Origin of the sequence: Streptomyces finlayi (assembly GCF_014216315.1) — a bacterium.
Taxonomy (GTDB): Bacteria; Actinomycetota; Actinomycetes; order Streptomycetales; family Streptomycetaceae; genus Streptomyces; species Streptomyces finlayi_A.
In genome coordinates this window covers 4,000,062-4,014,676 of record NZ_CP045702.1, presented here as the reverse complement: position 1 = coordinate 4,014,676, position 14,615 = coordinate 4,000,062, and the positions used below count along the sequence as shown (strand labels likewise).

The window sequence follows — 14,615 nt, the reverse complement described above, 5'->3', positions numbered from 1 at the left end:
AAGAACGGAGGATGCAGGCGCCATCAGGATCGCCCGGGCAGGTTGGAAACGGCCCGGGTACCGCAAGACCCCGGAATGGAAGGTGGTTCCCGGTCAAGCAATCGCGATCCCCGCACTCCGGCCCTTCTTCAGGGCGCGGCTGCGGAAACAGCAGGTCGGCGCAGCACTGAGGCCGACAGATGGTGTTGAATTTCCTTCGGGGCCTTGGTGCCGTACGGCACCAAGGCCCCTCGACGCGTTCCCAGGAAGAGGTGCAGATGACAGCGGATAATGCGCTGGGCGGCCGGCTCGACGACGATGACTACCCCGCGTACACCATGGGGCGGGCGGCCGAGATGCTCGGCACCAACGCCGGCTTTCTCCGTGCTCTCGGAGATGCCCGCCTGATCACCCCGCTCCGTTCCGAGGGCGGCCACCGTCGCTACTCCCGGTATCAGCTGCGGATCGCGGCCCGCGCTCGTGAACTCGTCGACCAGGGCACCCCGGTCGAGGCTGCCTGCCGCATCGTGATCCTCGAGGACCAGCTGGAGGAAGCACAGCGCATCAACGTCGAATACCGCCGTACGGCGGCGAAGGCGGAGGCGGAGGCGGGCGAGAGCGCCGGCTGAGCCCCTGCTGTCCTGAGCCCCAGCCCTACCCCTCCTGAGCGCTTCACCGCTCCGGAGCCTCCTGCCACTCCGGAGTTCTCGACTGCTCCGGAGTTCTCTGCTGCTCCGGGGTTCCTCACCGTTCACAGTCGGCCGCCCCGCGCATGTCCGCGTGCGTGCGCGGGGCCGGTGAACGGGGGAACGGGCGGGGAGTGATGCCACCCTCCCCCTCCCGCATTCACCCTCTCGCCCTCGCGCCCTTCCGCGTCCCCACGCGGTCGCGTCAGGCGCCGCCGCGCCGCGCGTAGTGGCGCTGGGCCTTTGCGCGGTTGCCGCAGCCCGCCATCGAGCACCAGCGGCGGGTGCCGTTCTTCGAGACGTCGTAGAAGTGCAGGAACGCGGCGCAGGCCGCCCGGATTCCCGGGGCGCGGCGGCTCGTCGAGTTGAGATCGGGGGCGTACGGGAGATCACGGCGGCCACGCGCCTGCGCTGGTCCCGGCCCGGGTACTCCCGGTTCAATCCACCGGTCACCGCGAGACCTTGACCACACCGTGCGCGGCCGGGGATGGCCGGGACGCACCCGGATGTTGCCACCCGCAGGACACCCACAGGACACCCGCAGCGACTGAACAGGACCTGACGTGACAGACGTACATGCCGACCGCGCCGCGGACACGCTTTCGCGCCCGTTCTCGGTGCGCGGGCTGACCTCGCGCAACCGCATCGCCATGGCTCCCATGACCCGGCAGTTCTCCCCGGGCGGCGTCCCCGGGCAGGACGTGGCGGACTACTACACGCGGCGGGCGGCCGGCGGTGTGGGGCTGATCATCACCGAGGGCACCTACATCGACCACCACTCCGCGGGCACCAGCGACCGCGTCCCGCGGTTCCACGGCGCCGACGCGCTCGCCGGCTGGGCCGCCGTCGCGGACTCCGTGCACCAGGCGGGCGGGGCGATCATTCCGCAGCTGTGGCACGTGGGGGTCACCCGCACCGAGGGTGCCCCGCCCGTCGTGGACGCGGAGCCGGTCGGCCCCTCGGGGGTGTCGCTGGCGGGTGACCCCAAGGGCCGCGCCATGACGCAGAAGGACCTCGACGACGTCGTCACCGCCTTCGCCGACGGGGCGGCCGCCGCCGAGCGCGCCGGCTTCGACGGCGTAGAACTGCACGGCGCGCACGGGTACTTGATCGACCAGTTCCTCTGGTCGGGCACCAACCGGCGTACGGACGCCTACGGCGGCGACCTCGTCGCACGGACCCGTTTCGCGGCCGAGATCGTGGCGGCGTGCCGGGCTGCCGTGTCCGACGCCTTCCCGATCTTCTTCCGGATGTCCCAGTGGAAGATGGACGCGTACGGGGCGAAGCTCGCCGCGACGCCCGGGGAGCTGGAGGCGCTGCTGACGCCGCTGGCCGAGGCGGGTGTCGACGTGTTCCACGCGTCCACCCGCCGCTACTGGCTGCCGGAGTTCGAGGACTCCGACCTGAACCTCGCCGGATGGGTGAAGAAGATCAGCGGCAGGCCCACGGTCACCGTCGGCTCGGTCGGTCTGGACGGTGACTTCTTCGGCGCCTTCCAGGGCATCAGCTCCGGCGTCACCGGCGTCGGACAGTTGCTGGAGCGGTTGGAGCGCGACGAGTTCGACATGGTGGCCGTCGGCCGTGCGCTGATCGCCGACCCCGAGTGGGCGGCCAAGACGCTGCGCGGGCGGACCGGCGAGATCATTCCGTTCGGCGCGGAGATGCTGTCGTCCCTGCGCTGACCGGCGCCCGTGCCCGCGCGTGGGGAAGCCCCGGGGCTTTTGGGGGCTTCCCCACCCGGCGGAACGGACACCTGGGCCGAGGGCCCGGTCACGCGGGCCGAAGGCACGGTCACGCGCGGCCTGTCGCGGCGGGGCCGACAAGCTCCTCCAGTACGTCCTCCATCGTGACGAAGCCGATGACGGTGCCCTTGCCGCCGGTCACGGCCGCCAGGTGCGTGCCCGCGGCCCGCATCGCGGTCATGGTGTCGTCGAGCGGGGTGTCGATCTCGACGCGGATGACGGCGTGGAAGACGCTCCTCGGGAGCGGCTGGGTCCGCTCGGCGACCCCGAGGGCGTCCTTGATGTGCAGGTATCCCAGGATCTCGTCGCCCGGGCCGGTGACCGGCAGCCGGGAGAAGCCCGAGGTCGCCGCCGCTCGTTCCAGCTGCTGCGGGGTGATGTCATGGCCGACGGTGACGGTCCTGTTGAGCGGGACCATCACCTCGCCGATGGGCCGGGTACCCAGCTCCAGGGCGTCGCGCAGCCGTTCGCCGTCGGCCGGAGCGAGCAGACCGGCCTCGCTGGAGTCCTTCACCAGCCGTACGAGCTCGTCGTCGGTGTAGACGGACGTGACCTCGTCCTTGGGCTCGACCTTCATCAGCCGCAGCAGGACGTTGGCGGACGCGTTGATTCCGAAGACGAACGGGCGCAGCGCCCGGGTCAGCGCCACCAGCGGCGGGGCGAGCGCGAGCGCCGTCTGTGCGGGGGCGGCCAGCGCGATGTTCTTCGGGATCATCTCGCCGACCAGCATGTGCAGATACGTGGCGAGGGCCAGCGCGATCACGAAGGCGATGGGATGCACCAGCGCTTCGGGCACGCCGACCGTCGCGAAGGGCGGCTCCAGCAGGTGGGCGATGGCCGGTTCGGCCACTGCGCCCAGGACGAGGGAGGAGATGGTGATCCCGAGCTGGGCGGTGGCCATCGCGGCCGAGAGGTGTTCGAGACCCCACAGCGTGCTCCTGGCGCGGGCGTCGCCCTTGAGGGCCCGGGGTTCGATCTGACTGCGCCGTACGGAGATCAGGGCGAACTCCGCCCCGACGAAGAAGGCGTTGGTGACGAGGGTGAACAGACCGATGGCGAGCTGAAGCATGGTCATCGGGAGCCCTCCTCGACGAGTGACGCGGCGTCCGGCAGGGGAGCCGGCTCGGGAGCCGACGCGGGCGCGGTGACGCGTACGCGGTCGGCGCGGTGGTGTTCGACGTGCAGGACGGTCAGCTGCCAGCCGTCCACGAAGATCCCGTCGTCCGGCACGGGAATGCGTTCCAGCCTGGTCGCGACCAGGCCCGCGAGGGTCTCGTACGGGCCCTCCGGCACGTCGAAGCCGATGGTTTCGAGCTGGTCGAGCCGGATGCTGCCGTCCGCCTGCCAGACCGCGCGCCCGTCCGGGGACGGTGCGCCCGGCGCCAGGTCGGGCCGCTCGTCGGGGTCGTGTTCGTCGCGGACCTCGCCGACGACCTCCTCGACGATGTCCTCGACGGTCGCGACGCCCGCGGTGCCGCCGTACTCGTCGATGACGACCGCCATCGTGCGGCTCTGCCGCAGCCGGCCCAGGAGGGTGTCCACGGGCAGCGAGTCGGGGACGAGGAGCGGGGCGGTGGCCAGGTCGGTGACCGGGGTCCGGTGGCGCAGCGGCTCGTCCAGGGCGAGTACGTCACGGATGTGGACGGTGCCGATGACCTCGTCGAGGCTGCCGCGGTAGACGGGGAACCGGGAGAGACCGGTGGCCAGGGTGAGCTTGGCCGCGTCGGCCGCGGTGGCGCCGGCCTCCAGGGCGCGGACGTCGACGCGCGGCGTCATGACGTTCTCGGCGGTCAGCTCGGCGAGGTGGAGGGTACGGACGAACAGCTCGGCGGAGTCCTGCTCGATCGCGCCCTCACGGGCGGAGTGCCGGGCGAGGGCGACGAGTTCCTCCGGGGTCCTGGCGGAGGCCAGCTCCTCGGCGGGTTCCAGGCCGAAGCGGCGTACGACCCGGTTCGCGGTGTTGTTCAGGTGCCGGATCAGCGGCGCGAAGCAGGCGGTGAACGCACGCTGCGGACCGGCCACCACCTTGGCGACGGCCAGCGGGTTGGAGATCGCCCAGTTCTTGGGTACGAGCTCGCCGATCACCATCAGCACCACGGTGGAGGCGGCGACGCCGAGGACTGTGGCGACGGCCGGGACGGCGCCCGGAGGCAGGCCGACCGCTTCCAGGGGGCCGCGCAGCAGCACCGCCAGGGAGGGTTCGGCGAGCATGCCGATGACCAGGGAGGTGACGGTGATGCCGAGCTGGGCGCCGGACAGTTGGAACGTGAGGCGCTTGGCGGCCTTGAGGGCGCTCTCGGCGCCTCGCTCACCGGCCCGTGCGGCCCGCTCCAGCTCACCACGTTCGATGGTGGTCAGGGAGAACTCGGCCGCGACGAACACCGCACATGCCAGCGTCAGCGCGAGCGCGAGGAGGAGAAGGAGGACTTCGCTCACCGTGCCACCGCCGCCCTGCGATGCAGCGGGGCGGGAATGGCACGGCTCGTACTGGGAGGCTCACCCATTGCGGGACCGGAGCTCCTTTTCGGTTCGGATGGCGGTTTACGGTGGTCGTTCCTGGCGGTCATACGGTGCGGATCCGGGGCGGATGCCACCCGGGCCCCCCAATAGTAAAGGGAAAGCAAAGCACTCTCCTGTGGCGCCGGTCACGTCGCGGTCGCGGACCTAGGGCACGCCCCCTCCCCTGCCCGGACACCTCGTTGCGCTACCGTGCGCCGAAAGCCGGGCCGTACGCCCGGACGCGCGGGGAGGACCAAGCCATGAGTCAGCCGGAGACCGGTGAGCTGCGACGGCAGCTCGGAGTGCGGGACGCCGTGGTCATCGGACTGGGCTCCATGATCGGCGCCGGTGTCTTCACCGCGCTCGGCCCCGCCGCCGGGGCCGCCGGTTCCGGGCTGCTGCTCAGCCTGGCGCTCGCCGCCGTGGTCGCGTACTGCAACGCCACCTCCTCCGCCCGGCTCGCCGCCCGCTACCCGCGGTCCGGCGGTACCTACGTCTACGGCCGCGAACGCCTGGGCGACTTCTGGGGCTACCTGGCGGGCTGGGCGTTCGTCGTCGGCAAGACCGCCTCGTGCGCCGCCATGGCCCTCACCGTCGGCGCCTACGCCTGGCCCGGCCAGGCGCACGCGGTGGCGGTGGCCGCCGTCGTGGTGCTGACCGCGCTGAACTGCACCGGTGTGCAGAAGGCGGCCTGGCTGACCCGGACCATCGTGGCCGTCGTCCTGGCCGTCCTGGCCGCCGTCGTCACCGCGCTCCTCACCAGTGAAACGGTCCGGGCCGCCCGTCTCGACCTCGGCGGCGACATCACGGCGAGCGGGGTGCTCCAGGCCGCAGGGCTGCTGTTCTTCGCCTTCGCCGGATACGCCCGTATCGCGACGCTCGGCGAAGAGGTCCGCGACCCGAAGCGCACGATTCCCCTGGCCATCCCCCTCGCCCTCGGCATCACCCTCGTCGTCTACGCCGCCGTCGCCGTCGCCGTCCTGGCCGTCCTCGGCCCGGACCGGCTCGCCCAGTCGACCGCCCCGCTCACCGACGCCGTGCACGCGGCGGGCGTCCCGGCCCTGGCCCCCGTCGTGCGCGCCGGTGCGGCCCTCGCCGCCCTCGGTTCGCTGCTCGCCCTGATCCTGGGCGTCTCCCGGACCACACTGGCCATGGCCCGCGACCACCACCTCCCCCGTACGCTGGCCGCCGTCCACCCCCGCTTCGGTGTCCCCCAGCACGCCGAGCTCGCCGTCGGCGCCGTCGTCGCCGTCCTGGCCGCGACGATCGACGTACGGGACGCCATCGGCTTCTCCTCCTTCGGCGTGCTCGTCTACTACGCCGTCGCGAACGCCGCCGCCCGCACCCTCGGCCCCGACGAGGGCCGCCCGCCCGTACCCGTGCCCCTGCTCGGCCTGGCCGGCTGTCTCGCGCTCGCCTTCACTCTGCCCCTCCACTCCGTCCTCATCGGTGGTTCGGTCCTCCTCGCGGGAGCCGCCGTGTACGGGCTCCGCCGCCGGACCGCCGAGGGCTGACGGCCGCCCGTGCCCCGACTTGCCGGACCGCCCCGGATGAGGTTGGTTCGAAGTACGTGTACGTGGTTCCCGTCTCCCCGGTTTGGGGGTGAACCGGCGTGCTGTTCACCGACCGCACCACAGCGGGACTGCAGCTTGCCGAAGCGCTCCGGCACCTCGCGAAGGAGCGTCCCGTCGTCCTCGGTCTGCCGCGCGGCGGCGTCCCGGTGGCCTTCGAAGTGGCGCGGGCCCTCGGTGCGCCCCTCGATGTGATCGTCGTCCGCAAACTCGGCGTTCCGTACCGCCCCGAGCTGGGGTTCGGTGCGATCGGCGAGGACGGGGTGAAGGTCATCAACGAGGAGATCGTCCGCCGGGCCGGCGTATCGGAACAGGAAGCCGCCTCCGTCGAACGTGCCGAACAGGCGGAACTCACCCGCCGCGCCCGCGCGTTCCGCGCCGGCCGCCCCCGGGTGCCGCTGGAGGGCCGCACGGTGATCCTCGTCGACGACGGGATCGCGACCGGCGCCACGGCCGAGGCCGCGTGCGAAGTCGTACGGGAACACGGGGCGGCCCGCGTGGTGCTCGCCGTGCCCGTGGCGCCGCCGAGCGCGGTCGAGCGGCTCCGTGCCCGGGCGGACGACGTGGTGTGCCTGTCGGCGCCGGCCCTGTTCTCCGCCGTCGGCGAGTGGTACCGCGACTTCTCGCAGACCCCCGACGAGGAGGTCGTCGCGCTGCTGGCCCGGGCAGCCCACCGCGGCACGGCGCCGGACCGCCCCGTCCGTACGACCGAGGCCGAGGTGACGGCCGACGGCCTCACCCTGCCCGGAGAACTCGCCCTCCCCGAGGACGCCGGGGCGGTCGTCGTCTTCGCCCACGGCTCCGGGAGCAGCCGCCACAGCCCCCGCAACCGTGCGGTGGCGGACGGCCTGAACCGGGCCGGTCTCGGCACCCTCCTCTTCGACCTGCTCGTTCCCGAGGAGGAGGGCGACCGTGCGTACGTCTTCGACATCGAGACCCTGGCCCGGCGGCTGAGGCATGCCACGGGCTGGCTGCGCGACCGGGTGGACGTGCCGATCGGCTACTTCGGGGCGAGCACCGGCGCGGCCGCCGCCCTGCGGGCAGCCGCGACCCCCGACGCGGAGGTCGGCGCGGTCGTCTCACGCGGCGGTCGTCCCGACCTCGCCGGACCGGGGCTCGGGGACGTACGGGCTCCCACCCTGCTCATCGTGGGCGGTCACGACGAGCAGGTGCTCGACCTCAACCGGCGGGCTCAGGCCGAGTTGCGCTGCGAGAGCCGCCTGGAGGTCGTGCCCGGGGCCACGCACCTCTTCGAGGAACCGGGCGCCCTGGACACGGTCACCGACCTCGCACGCGACTGGTTCACCCGGCACCTGGTGCCGGGTGAACCGTGACGCAGAGGAACCGTGAATGCGGAGAAACCGTGATTGATGCGGAGATCTGCGAGCTCACGGAGTCAGCGGGTAGGACGGACGTCCCGACGCCTCGTCTATCTCGTCGTGCGCCTTGGTCAGCAGCTTCATCGCCAGTTCGTTGAGTGCTCTGCCGCCCGCGATCTCCTCGCCCACCCTCGGCTGCTCGGCGTCACTCGGGTGACGGCTGGCATAGCCGTGCGAGCGCATCTCGGTCCCGTCAGGGAGGCGCACCATCGCAGCCGCACGCGTGTGGCTGCTGTCCTCCTCGAATTCGAGCTCGATGTGCCATCCGACAGCGGTCTTCAACATGTCGTCCACCTCCGGAAACCCCCTCCGGACATCCCCTTCTACCAGGGTGCGCCCAGGGGAAACTTTCCGCACGTCTGTCACGGGATTACCGTGGAAACATGCCCAGTCACCAGCGTGAGCCCAAGAGACGGACGGAATTCACGTGCCGGGTCTGCAAGCAGCCCGTCGAGGCGACACTGACCCGGCGCAAGACGCTCGGGATCTTCGTCCCCGTATGGGAACCCGGCCCGTGCAAGAACCCCGACTGCCGCCGGCACCGGGCAGCGGACACGGAGAAGCCGCAGGACAGGGCCCACTCGTAGCGCCGGCCGACTAGGTCCCCCGGCCTGCCGTACTACAGTGCGAAAAAATCGTTCTGTACGAGTAGGTGGGGTCGCACATGGCACTGTTCGGAAACGCGCACACGATCGATCCTGGCAAGGCCCAGGAGGAATACGCCCGGCTGCTGGCACAGGGCGAACAGATCAGCGCCGCCTATCTGTTGATCCGCGACACGATTCTGTTCACCGGCCACCGGCTCATTCTCGTGGACAAGCAGGGGATCACGGGCAAGAAGGTGGAGTACCACTCGATCCCGTACCGGAGCATCACGCACTTCTCGGTGGAGACCGCCGGCACGTTCGACCTCGAGGCCGAACTGAACATCTGGATCTCCGGGGCCCCCTTGCCGGTCACGAAGACCTTCTCCAAGGGGGTCGACATCTACGAGGTGCAGGCCGTCCTGGCGCAGTACGTGTCCCGGTAGGTCATGCGGTACGGGTGCCGGTGGGCGTACGGGTGCCGGTGGGCGTTCAGCGGCCCTCGCGGCCTTCCGCGTACGCCGGCCTCACCGCCGGCGTTCGCGGAAGGCCGCCACCGCCTCGCGGATGGCGGGCAGCTGCCCGTACAGCGCGTCGCCGGGGCAGTCCGTGAGATAGCTGTCCCGGTGTCCCGACACGACGTGGAGCTCGGCCGCGTGGCCCTTCGGGTACCGGCTCTCGTCGTTCGTGGAGACCAGCCGCACGGAGCCCCGCGGGTCGATCCCGGGGCGCAGTTTCCACGCGATCACCCGGGCCACCGCCTCCACGACCGCCGCCGGAACGGGCACTCCGGCCCCGAAGGTGCCGATCGCCGCGATTCCCACGGTGTCCGCGTTGAATCCCTTGGTGTGCGCGCCGCGCACCGGCCGTGTGATGCCGCCGGCCCGGCCCTCGTAGATGGTTCCGCAGCGGTCGACGAGGAAGTTGTAGCCGATGTCGTCCCACCCGTCCGCCTTGATGTGGTTCTCCTGGATGGAGCGCAGCAGCTCAGGGGCGTCGGCGCAGTCGTAGCCGTTGGCGTGCCCCGTGTGGTGGATGAAGGCGGCGCTCACCCGGCCCGTGTACGCCGCCGCGTGCTTGACCATGCGCTCGTCGGCATGCCACGACGACCGGGGGACGATGTCGGGCCGCGGCGCCCCGGGCGGAGCCACGGGGAGGCTGTGGTGTTCGGGCGCGTCGAACCGTACCGGGGCGTCCCGGAGGACCAGGAAAGCCAGCGGCATGAACACGGCACACAGCACGAGCCGACGCGACCACATGGGCATACGTCCACCCTGCGGGCTGCGCGTCCACCTCGCAGCCGTGCCAGCCAACCGAGTGAAGCGGGGGCGGGAGGGGCGGCCCAGGGCTCGGGCAGGGGCGAAGCGCGCGGAGCGCCAGGCCCTGAGTCAGGATCAAGGAGGGAGCGCCCCGAAGAAGAAGGCGACCCCCTGTCCCAGGGCCGCTGGCAAAACATACCGGGCGCGCTTTTTACGCCCATCCGAATAATTCCGGCCATTTCGGCCATTCCCGCCCCTCGGACCCGTCGGCGGACCCTCGGCGCCCCGGTCAGGAGGCGACCGCTTCCCTGCTCTCCCTGAGAAGGCGCTCGGCGCGGTGCGGAGAGATGTCCAGCCGCGACAGCACGCCCGGGACCGCGTTGTTGGGAAGGATGAGTTCGAAGAGGGCCGAGATCTCCCGGACCAGGTCCGGCGGCTCCGCCATCGACTCCGCGACCAGCTGAACTCCCGTCCACGCCCCGACGAACAGCCGCGACGTGACCTCGGGATCGACGTGCGGAAGCAGTTCCCCGCGCGCCTTCGCCTCCGTGAGGATCTCCGTACCCATCTCGATCCAGTCCGGCCAGCGGGTACCGAAAAGACCCCGGGCACGCGGGTCGACGGACAGTCGGATCGACGCGCTGAGCATCGGCTCACGAGGCAGCCGGTACGCCAGCAGCAGGGCTATGTCCACCCATTCCTGGAGTTTGAACACCTGCGGAGTGAGCCCCTCGGCGGTCACCGCCTCTTCGAGAACTCCTCGCGCAAGCTCTTCCTTCGAAGTGAAGTGGAAGTAAAGTGCACCTCGGGTGAGTCCAGCCCGCTCAAGGATCGATGCGATCGTGGCGGCGTCGTAACCGTGCTCGTCGAAGACCTCGGCCGCCGCTTCCAGGAAGATCCTGCGCGTGCGGATCGCCCGTTGCTGTCTGGCCAACTTGCGCTCCCTTGACCTCGTCTTTGCGCTTACTTCAAAACAAACGGGTGAGCCGGTATCATATCAGCGCGAGCATCATCACACTGCGCCACGTCCGGGGGGGATCGTGTCCGAATCTCCAGTCATTGACGACAACTTGACCGCCGTGCCCAAGGAGATCGTCCATCTCCGACGCTCGACCTCCGTATTCATCACCGACTGGAAACGCCTGGGCCCCGGTGACTTCACGCTCACCGCCCGCTGGCCCGCCGGCGCCGTCGGTCATGCCTACGACCCCCGGGTGCTGACGCAGACCATCCGGCAGAGCGGCCTCGTCATCGCCCATGCCGCCTACGACGTACCGCTCAGTCATCAGACTCTGCTCCACGACTTCAACTTCACGGTCCGGCCCGGCTTCCGGGTGCCTACCGACAGCCCCTGTGCCCTGCAGATCGGGATCAAGGTGTCGGAGCCCACCCGCCGCGGGAAGAACGTCAGCGGCCTCGGCATGGATGTTCACGTGACCCAACACAACACCACTGTGGCGGTGGCGAATTCCGAGTTCGGCTGGATTTCGCCGGCCGCCTACCGCCGGCTGCGCGGTGAACACCTCTCCGGCAGCTGGAACGAATGGCCGCTTCCCGCTCCCGTCGCCCCGCACAGCGTCGGCCGGATCACCCCGGCGGACGTGGCGCTGTCCGCCACCGAGCACCCCCACCGCTGGCAGTTGCGCAACGACGCCGACAACACCCTGCTCTTCGACCACCCGGTCGACCACGTCCCCGGACTGGCCCTCATGGAGGCCGGTTACCAGGCGGCGAATGCGGTGTTCTCCCCGGCGTCCTTCGAGCCCACGGGCATAGCCAGCGCGTTCGGGCGGTACGTCGAATTCGACCGGCCCTGCTGGCTCGAGGCCGAGGTGCTGCCGTCCCCCGGCGTCGGCCTCACCGCGGTGAGGGTCACGGGTGTGCAGGACGAAGAGCCCGCGTTCCACATCGAGTTGAGCGGCCCCGTCACGTAGCGCCGTGGACCGTACGGGGCGGGGCCGGCAGTCCGCCGGCCCCCGCCCCGTACGCGGGTGTCACTGGTTGATGAACCCGCCGTCCACCGGTACGACCGTGCCCGTGAGGAACGGGCAGCGGTCGCTGAGCAGCCACGCCGCAGCCGCCGCGATCTCCTCGGGCTCAGCCGTACGGCCCTGCGGAGTACGCGAGTTGACCATCTCCTCCAGGCCGGGGTTGCGCCCGAACCAGTCGGCCGTGATCTCGCTGCGCGTCGTCCCGGGAGCGACGGCGTTCACCCGGATCCCCTGCCCGGCGTACTCGTCGGCCGCGGCCCGCGTGAGGCCGACCACGGCGTGCTTGGACGCTATGTAGGGTGCGGCGGCGGGTATCGCGACCAGCCCGGCGACGCTGCTGTTGTTGACGATCGAGCCGCCACCCGTGGTGAGCATCGCGGCGATCTCGTACCGGAGGCAGTTCCACACGCTCCGTACGTTGACGTCCATGAGGGTGTCGTAGACGTCGTCACCCATCAGGTGCATCGGCGTCCGGTCACCGCCGAGACCGGCGTTGTTGAAGGCCGAGTCCAGCCGCCCGTACGTCGATACGGCGAAGTCCACCGCCCGGGAGACGTCTTGCGCCACGGTGACGTCGGTGACGACGTAGGCCGCATCCGCGCCCTTGTCCCGCAGTTCGGCGACCAGCGCGGCCAGGCGTTCTTCGCGCCGGGCGGCCAGCACCACCTTCGCGCCCTCCTGGGCGAACACGCGGGCCGCCGCCGCGCCTATGCCACTGCTCGCCCCGGTGATGAGGACGACTTTGTCTGAGAGGAGATCGTTGCTCATGGCCGCAGTGTCGCAGGGCTGTTCGATACGGGCTCAGGCAGCCCCGCCTCCTCCGCGCGCACCCGGAGCCGAGGCAGCATCAGCGACCAGAACTGGGTGACCGCGCGGCACGAGGACCACTCGGCATCCGCACGCCCCAGGATCTCCGAGCCCACCACGGCCGCCGTGACGGCGGACACCACTGCGTCGGCCGACACGTCCGCCGCCAGCTCGCCCCGTTCACCGGCGACGGCCAGCGTCGCCGCGACCCAACCGCGCCACTGGAGCCAGAGTTCGGCGCCCCCCTGCCAGGCGGCGTCGCCGCCGAGCGCGAACCCGGCTCTCAGCACCACGTCCTGTGTGAGGCGTTGGGACAGCAGGTGGGAGGTGTCGGCCAGGAGGCGCAGCGGATCGGGGTGTCCGGGCGGGCACGGCGCCATGATTCCGTGCAGCGTTTCCGCCGCCGCCGACTCGACCGCCTCCCCCAACTCCCTTTTGCTGCTGAAGTGGAAGTGCAGGGCGCCGCTGCTGACTCCGGCGCCGTTGCTGATGTCGGAGAGCGAGGACAGCCCGAACCCGCTCCGGCCGAAGGCCATGGCGGCCGAACGGATCAACTCTTCGCGCGTACGCACCGCACGGTCCTGCTTGGCCATCCTGACGCTCCGGGGCGTGATCAACAACTGGTCGGTCGGGTCCGGGCAGGTCCGGCGGTCCGCGTGAACGCAGGAGGACGACGGACACATCAGGCTAACAAACCGGCCGTCTGGTTTCAGGCGTCCTTTCTTGTATCTGGCCGAAATTCTGTCCCTCTCCCGACTGCGGGTGGCCGCGCGATACCGTGCGGCATGCTCGCTATCCAGTTCGGCCGCTTCGGTGGCCCTGAAGTCCTCATACCCGTTGAACTGGCCGCTCCCGTCGCGGGCCCCGGAGAGGTGCTCCTCACCGTCGAGGCGGCCGGGGTGAACTTCGCGGACACCCATCAGGTGGACGGGTCCTACCTGACCGCCGACGCACTGCCGTTCGTCCCCGGCAGCGAGGTCGTGGGCCGCACCGCCGACGGCACAAGGGTGCTCGCCAGGGTCTCGGGCGGTTATGCCGAGCAGGTGGTCGCCAAGGAGTCCGCCGTCCAGCCCATCCCGGAGGACCTGGGCGCCGCCGAAGCCCTCTCCCTGATGATGCAGGGCCTGACCGCCTGGCACCTGCTCCGCTCGGCGGCCCGCCTGCGCGAGGGCGAGACGGTCGTCGTCCACTCGGCGGCCGGCGGAGTGGGCAGCCTCGCCGTCCAGCTGGCCAGGGAGTTCGGCGCCGGACGGGTGCTCGCCCAGGTCTCGACCCCCGCGAAGGAACGCCTCGTCCTCGGACTCGGTGCGGACGCGGTGATCACGTACCCCCACGGGGAGAAGGCGGACGTCGTCCTGGACGCGGTGGGCGGCGAGCTCTTCGACCAGGCCCTGGGGTCCCTGGCCTCCTTCGGCCGGCTGGTGAGCTACGGCAACGCGGCCCGGTCCGGGTTCACCCCGCTCGACCCGGCCCGGCTGAACCGGCTCAACGCGGCGGTCGTCGGCTTCTGGCTGCGGCCGGCCCTGGCGGCTCCGGGTGCGGTCAGCGGTCCGCTCAAGGAACTCTTCGGCCTGGTGGCCGAAGGGCGCCTCAAGCCGGTGGCCGGAGGCAGCTACCCGCTCGCGGAGGCCCGCCGCGCCCATGAGGACCTGCTCGCCCGCCGCACGGTCGGCAAGATCGTCCTCATCCCAGGAGCCTGACCGGGCCTGCCGTCACCACGGGTGCGCCGTCTCCGCGGACAGGGGCGGCGTCCCCGGCCACTGACCGTCCGACGTGCGCAGCAGCCTGACGGCCACCAGCGGATACGTCAGTACGGACACCATGGCGGCGCCCACGATCGCGTGGCTGCCGGTCGGCGCCGCCCCGGGCCGCGGCGAGCTGGATCCCGTACCCCGCCACGCGCCCAGCCGAGTATGTCGGGCCCGCTGAGAACGCCCAGCACGATCTCGAAGATGACCACGGGGACGGGCAGCCGACGTGGTCATGCCCATGGCTGTCGTCGCGCCACTGCTCGCGTATGCCACCGGAGGGCGAAGGTCTCCGGGTACTCCATCGCTCATACACGCAAGAAAACCCCACAAAACGCCCACGCAAGAAGCGTCGGCCGCACCGCCCGCC

General features: G+C 71.0%; 16 protein-coding genes and 1 pseudogene. 8 read left to right on the top strand and 9 right to left on the bottom strand.

What is annotated here, in order from left to right; genetic code table 11:
• Positions 1–257 precede the first annotated feature (257 nt).
• Complete coding sequence (locus F0344_RS18570) at positions 258–608, top strand: MerR family transcriptional regulator (protein WP_185299855.1); 351 nt, start codon at positions 258–260, stop codon at positions 606–608.
• A 262-nt stretch (positions 609–870) separates the two neighbouring features.
• Here F0344_RS18570 and F0344_RS18565 read toward each other — a convergent pair.
• Positions 871–990, bottom strand: a pseudogene (locus F0344_RS18565) (CGNR zinc finger domain-containing protein); the annotation flags it as partial.
• A gap of 238 nt (positions 991–1,228) precedes the next feature.
• Between F0344_RS18565 and F0344_RS18560 the strand changes: the two are divergent.
• Positions 1,229–2,347, top strand: coding sequence for an NADH:flavin oxidoreductase (locus tag F0344_RS18560; RefSeq protein ID WP_185299854.1), 1,119 nt, complete (start codon positions 1,229–1,231; stop codon positions 2,345–2,347).
• 109 nt (positions 2,348–2,456) lie between these two features.
• On the opposite strand, the gene F0344_RS18555 is transcribed toward F0344_RS18560, so the two are convergent.
• Together F0344_RS18555 and F0344_RS18550 are read right to left on the bottom strand one after the other, a co-directional pair.
• On the bottom strand, positions 2,457–3,482 hold the full coding sequence (locus F0344_RS18555; RefSeq protein ID WP_185299853.1) for a hemolysin family protein: 1,026 nt from the start codon (positions 3,480–3,482) through the stop codon (positions 2,457–2,459).
• Entirely contained in the window at positions 3,479–4,843 is a 1,365-nt protein-coding gene (locus F0344_RS18550; RefSeq protein WP_185299852.1) for a hemolysin family protein, read from the bottom strand. The genes F0344_RS18555 and F0344_RS18550 overlap by 4 nt, the downstream gene beginning before the upstream one ends.
• 323 nt (positions 4,844–5,166) lie before the next feature.
• On the opposite strand from F0344_RS18550, the gene F0344_RS18545 reads away from it, so the two are divergent.
• On the top strand, positions 5,167–6,420 hold the full coding sequence (locus F0344_RS18545) for an APC family permease (RefSeq protein WP_185299851.1): 1,254 nt from the start codon (positions 5,167–5,169) through the stop codon (positions 6,418–6,420).
• A 98-nt stretch (positions 6,421–6,518) separates the two neighbouring features.
• Positions 6,519–7,811: a phosphoribosyltransferase family protein gene (locus F0344_RS18540; protein ID WP_185299850.1), complete on the top strand. Its 1,293-nt coding sequence runs from the start codon at positions 6,519–6,521 to the stop codon at positions 7,809–7,811.
• A 54-nt stretch (positions 7,812–7,865) separates the two neighbouring features.
• Here F0344_RS18540 and F0344_RS18535 read toward each other — a convergent pair whose 3' ends face one another.
• Positions 7,866–8,141 carry a DUF1876 domain-containing protein gene (locus F0344_RS18535; protein WP_185299849.1) on the bottom strand — a complete coding sequence of 92 codons (276 nt, stop codon included), beginning with the start codon at positions 8,139–8,141 and terminating at the stop codon, positions 7,866–7,868.
• Positions 8,142–8,239: 98 nt separating this feature from the next.
• Between F0344_RS18535 and F0344_RS18530 the strand changes: the two genes are divergently transcribed.
• The gene (locus F0344_RS18530) at positions 8,240–8,443 is read left to right on the top strand and encodes a hypothetical protein (RefSeq protein WP_185299848.1); all 204 of its coding nucleotides are present in this window, start codon (positions 8,240–8,242) and stop codon (positions 8,441–8,443) included.
• A 77-nt stretch (positions 8,444–8,520) separates the two neighbouring features.
• A complete protein-coding gene (locus F0344_RS18525; protein ID WP_185299847.1) occupies positions 8,521–8,886 on the top strand; it encodes a PH domain-containing protein in 366 nt (121 codons plus the stop codon).
• 81 nt (positions 8,887–8,967) lie between these two features.
• On the opposite strand, the gene F0344_RS18520 is transcribed toward F0344_RS18525, so the two are convergent.
• A complete protein-coding gene (locus F0344_RS18520) occupies positions 8,968–9,699 on the bottom strand; it encodes a peptidoglycan recognition protein family protein (protein WP_185302758.1) in 732 nt (243 codons plus the stop codon).
• Positions 9,700–9,988: 289 nt separating this feature from the next.
• Positions 9,989–10,633, bottom strand: a complete 645-nt coding sequence (locus F0344_RS18515; RefSeq protein ID WP_185299846.1) for a ScbR family autoregulator-binding transcription factor — start codon at positions 10,631–10,633, stop codon at positions 9,989–9,991.
• Between the two features lie 106 nt (positions 10,634–10,739).
• On the opposite strand from F0344_RS18515, the gene F0344_RS18510 reads away from it, so the two are divergent.
• Positions 10,740–11,633: a ScbA/BarX family gamma-butyrolactone biosynthesis protein gene (locus F0344_RS18510; protein WP_258049995.1), complete on the top strand. Its 894-nt coding sequence runs from the start codon at positions 10,740–10,742 to the stop codon at positions 11,631–11,633.
• Between the two features lie 60 nt (positions 11,634–11,693).
• On the opposite strand, the gene F0344_RS18505 is transcribed toward F0344_RS18510, so the two are convergent.
• Both F0344_RS18505 and F0344_RS18500 read right to left on the bottom strand, forming a co-directional pair.
• Complete coding sequence (locus F0344_RS18505; protein ID WP_185299845.1) at positions 11,694–12,458, bottom strand: glucose 1-dehydrogenase; 765 nt, start codon at positions 12,456–12,458, stop codon at positions 11,694–11,696.
• Complete coding sequence (locus F0344_RS18500; protein ID WP_185299844.1) at positions 12,455–13,090, bottom strand: ScbR family autoregulator-binding transcription factor; 636 nt, start codon at positions 13,088–13,090, stop codon at positions 12,455–12,457. Before F0344_RS18500 ends, F0344_RS18505 begins: the two co-directional genes overlap by 4 nt.
• A 192-nt stretch (positions 13,091–13,282) precedes the next feature.
• On the opposite strand from F0344_RS18500, the gene F0344_RS18495 reads away from it, so the two are divergent.
• A complete protein-coding gene (locus F0344_RS18495) occupies positions 13,283–14,197 on the top strand; it encodes a quinone oxidoreductase family protein (RefSeq protein WP_185299843.1) in 915 nt (304 codons plus the stop codon).
• A 12-nt stretch (positions 14,198–14,209) separates the two neighbouring features.
• Here the strand turns inward: F0344_RS18495 and F0344_RS35895 are convergent, their stop codons facing one another.
• On the bottom strand, positions 14,210–14,332 hold the full coding sequence (locus F0344_RS35895; protein WP_258049994.1) for a hypothetical protein: 123 nt from the start codon (positions 14,330–14,332) through the stop codon (positions 14,210–14,212).
• Between the last annotated feature and the right edge of the window lie 283 nt (positions 14,333–14,615).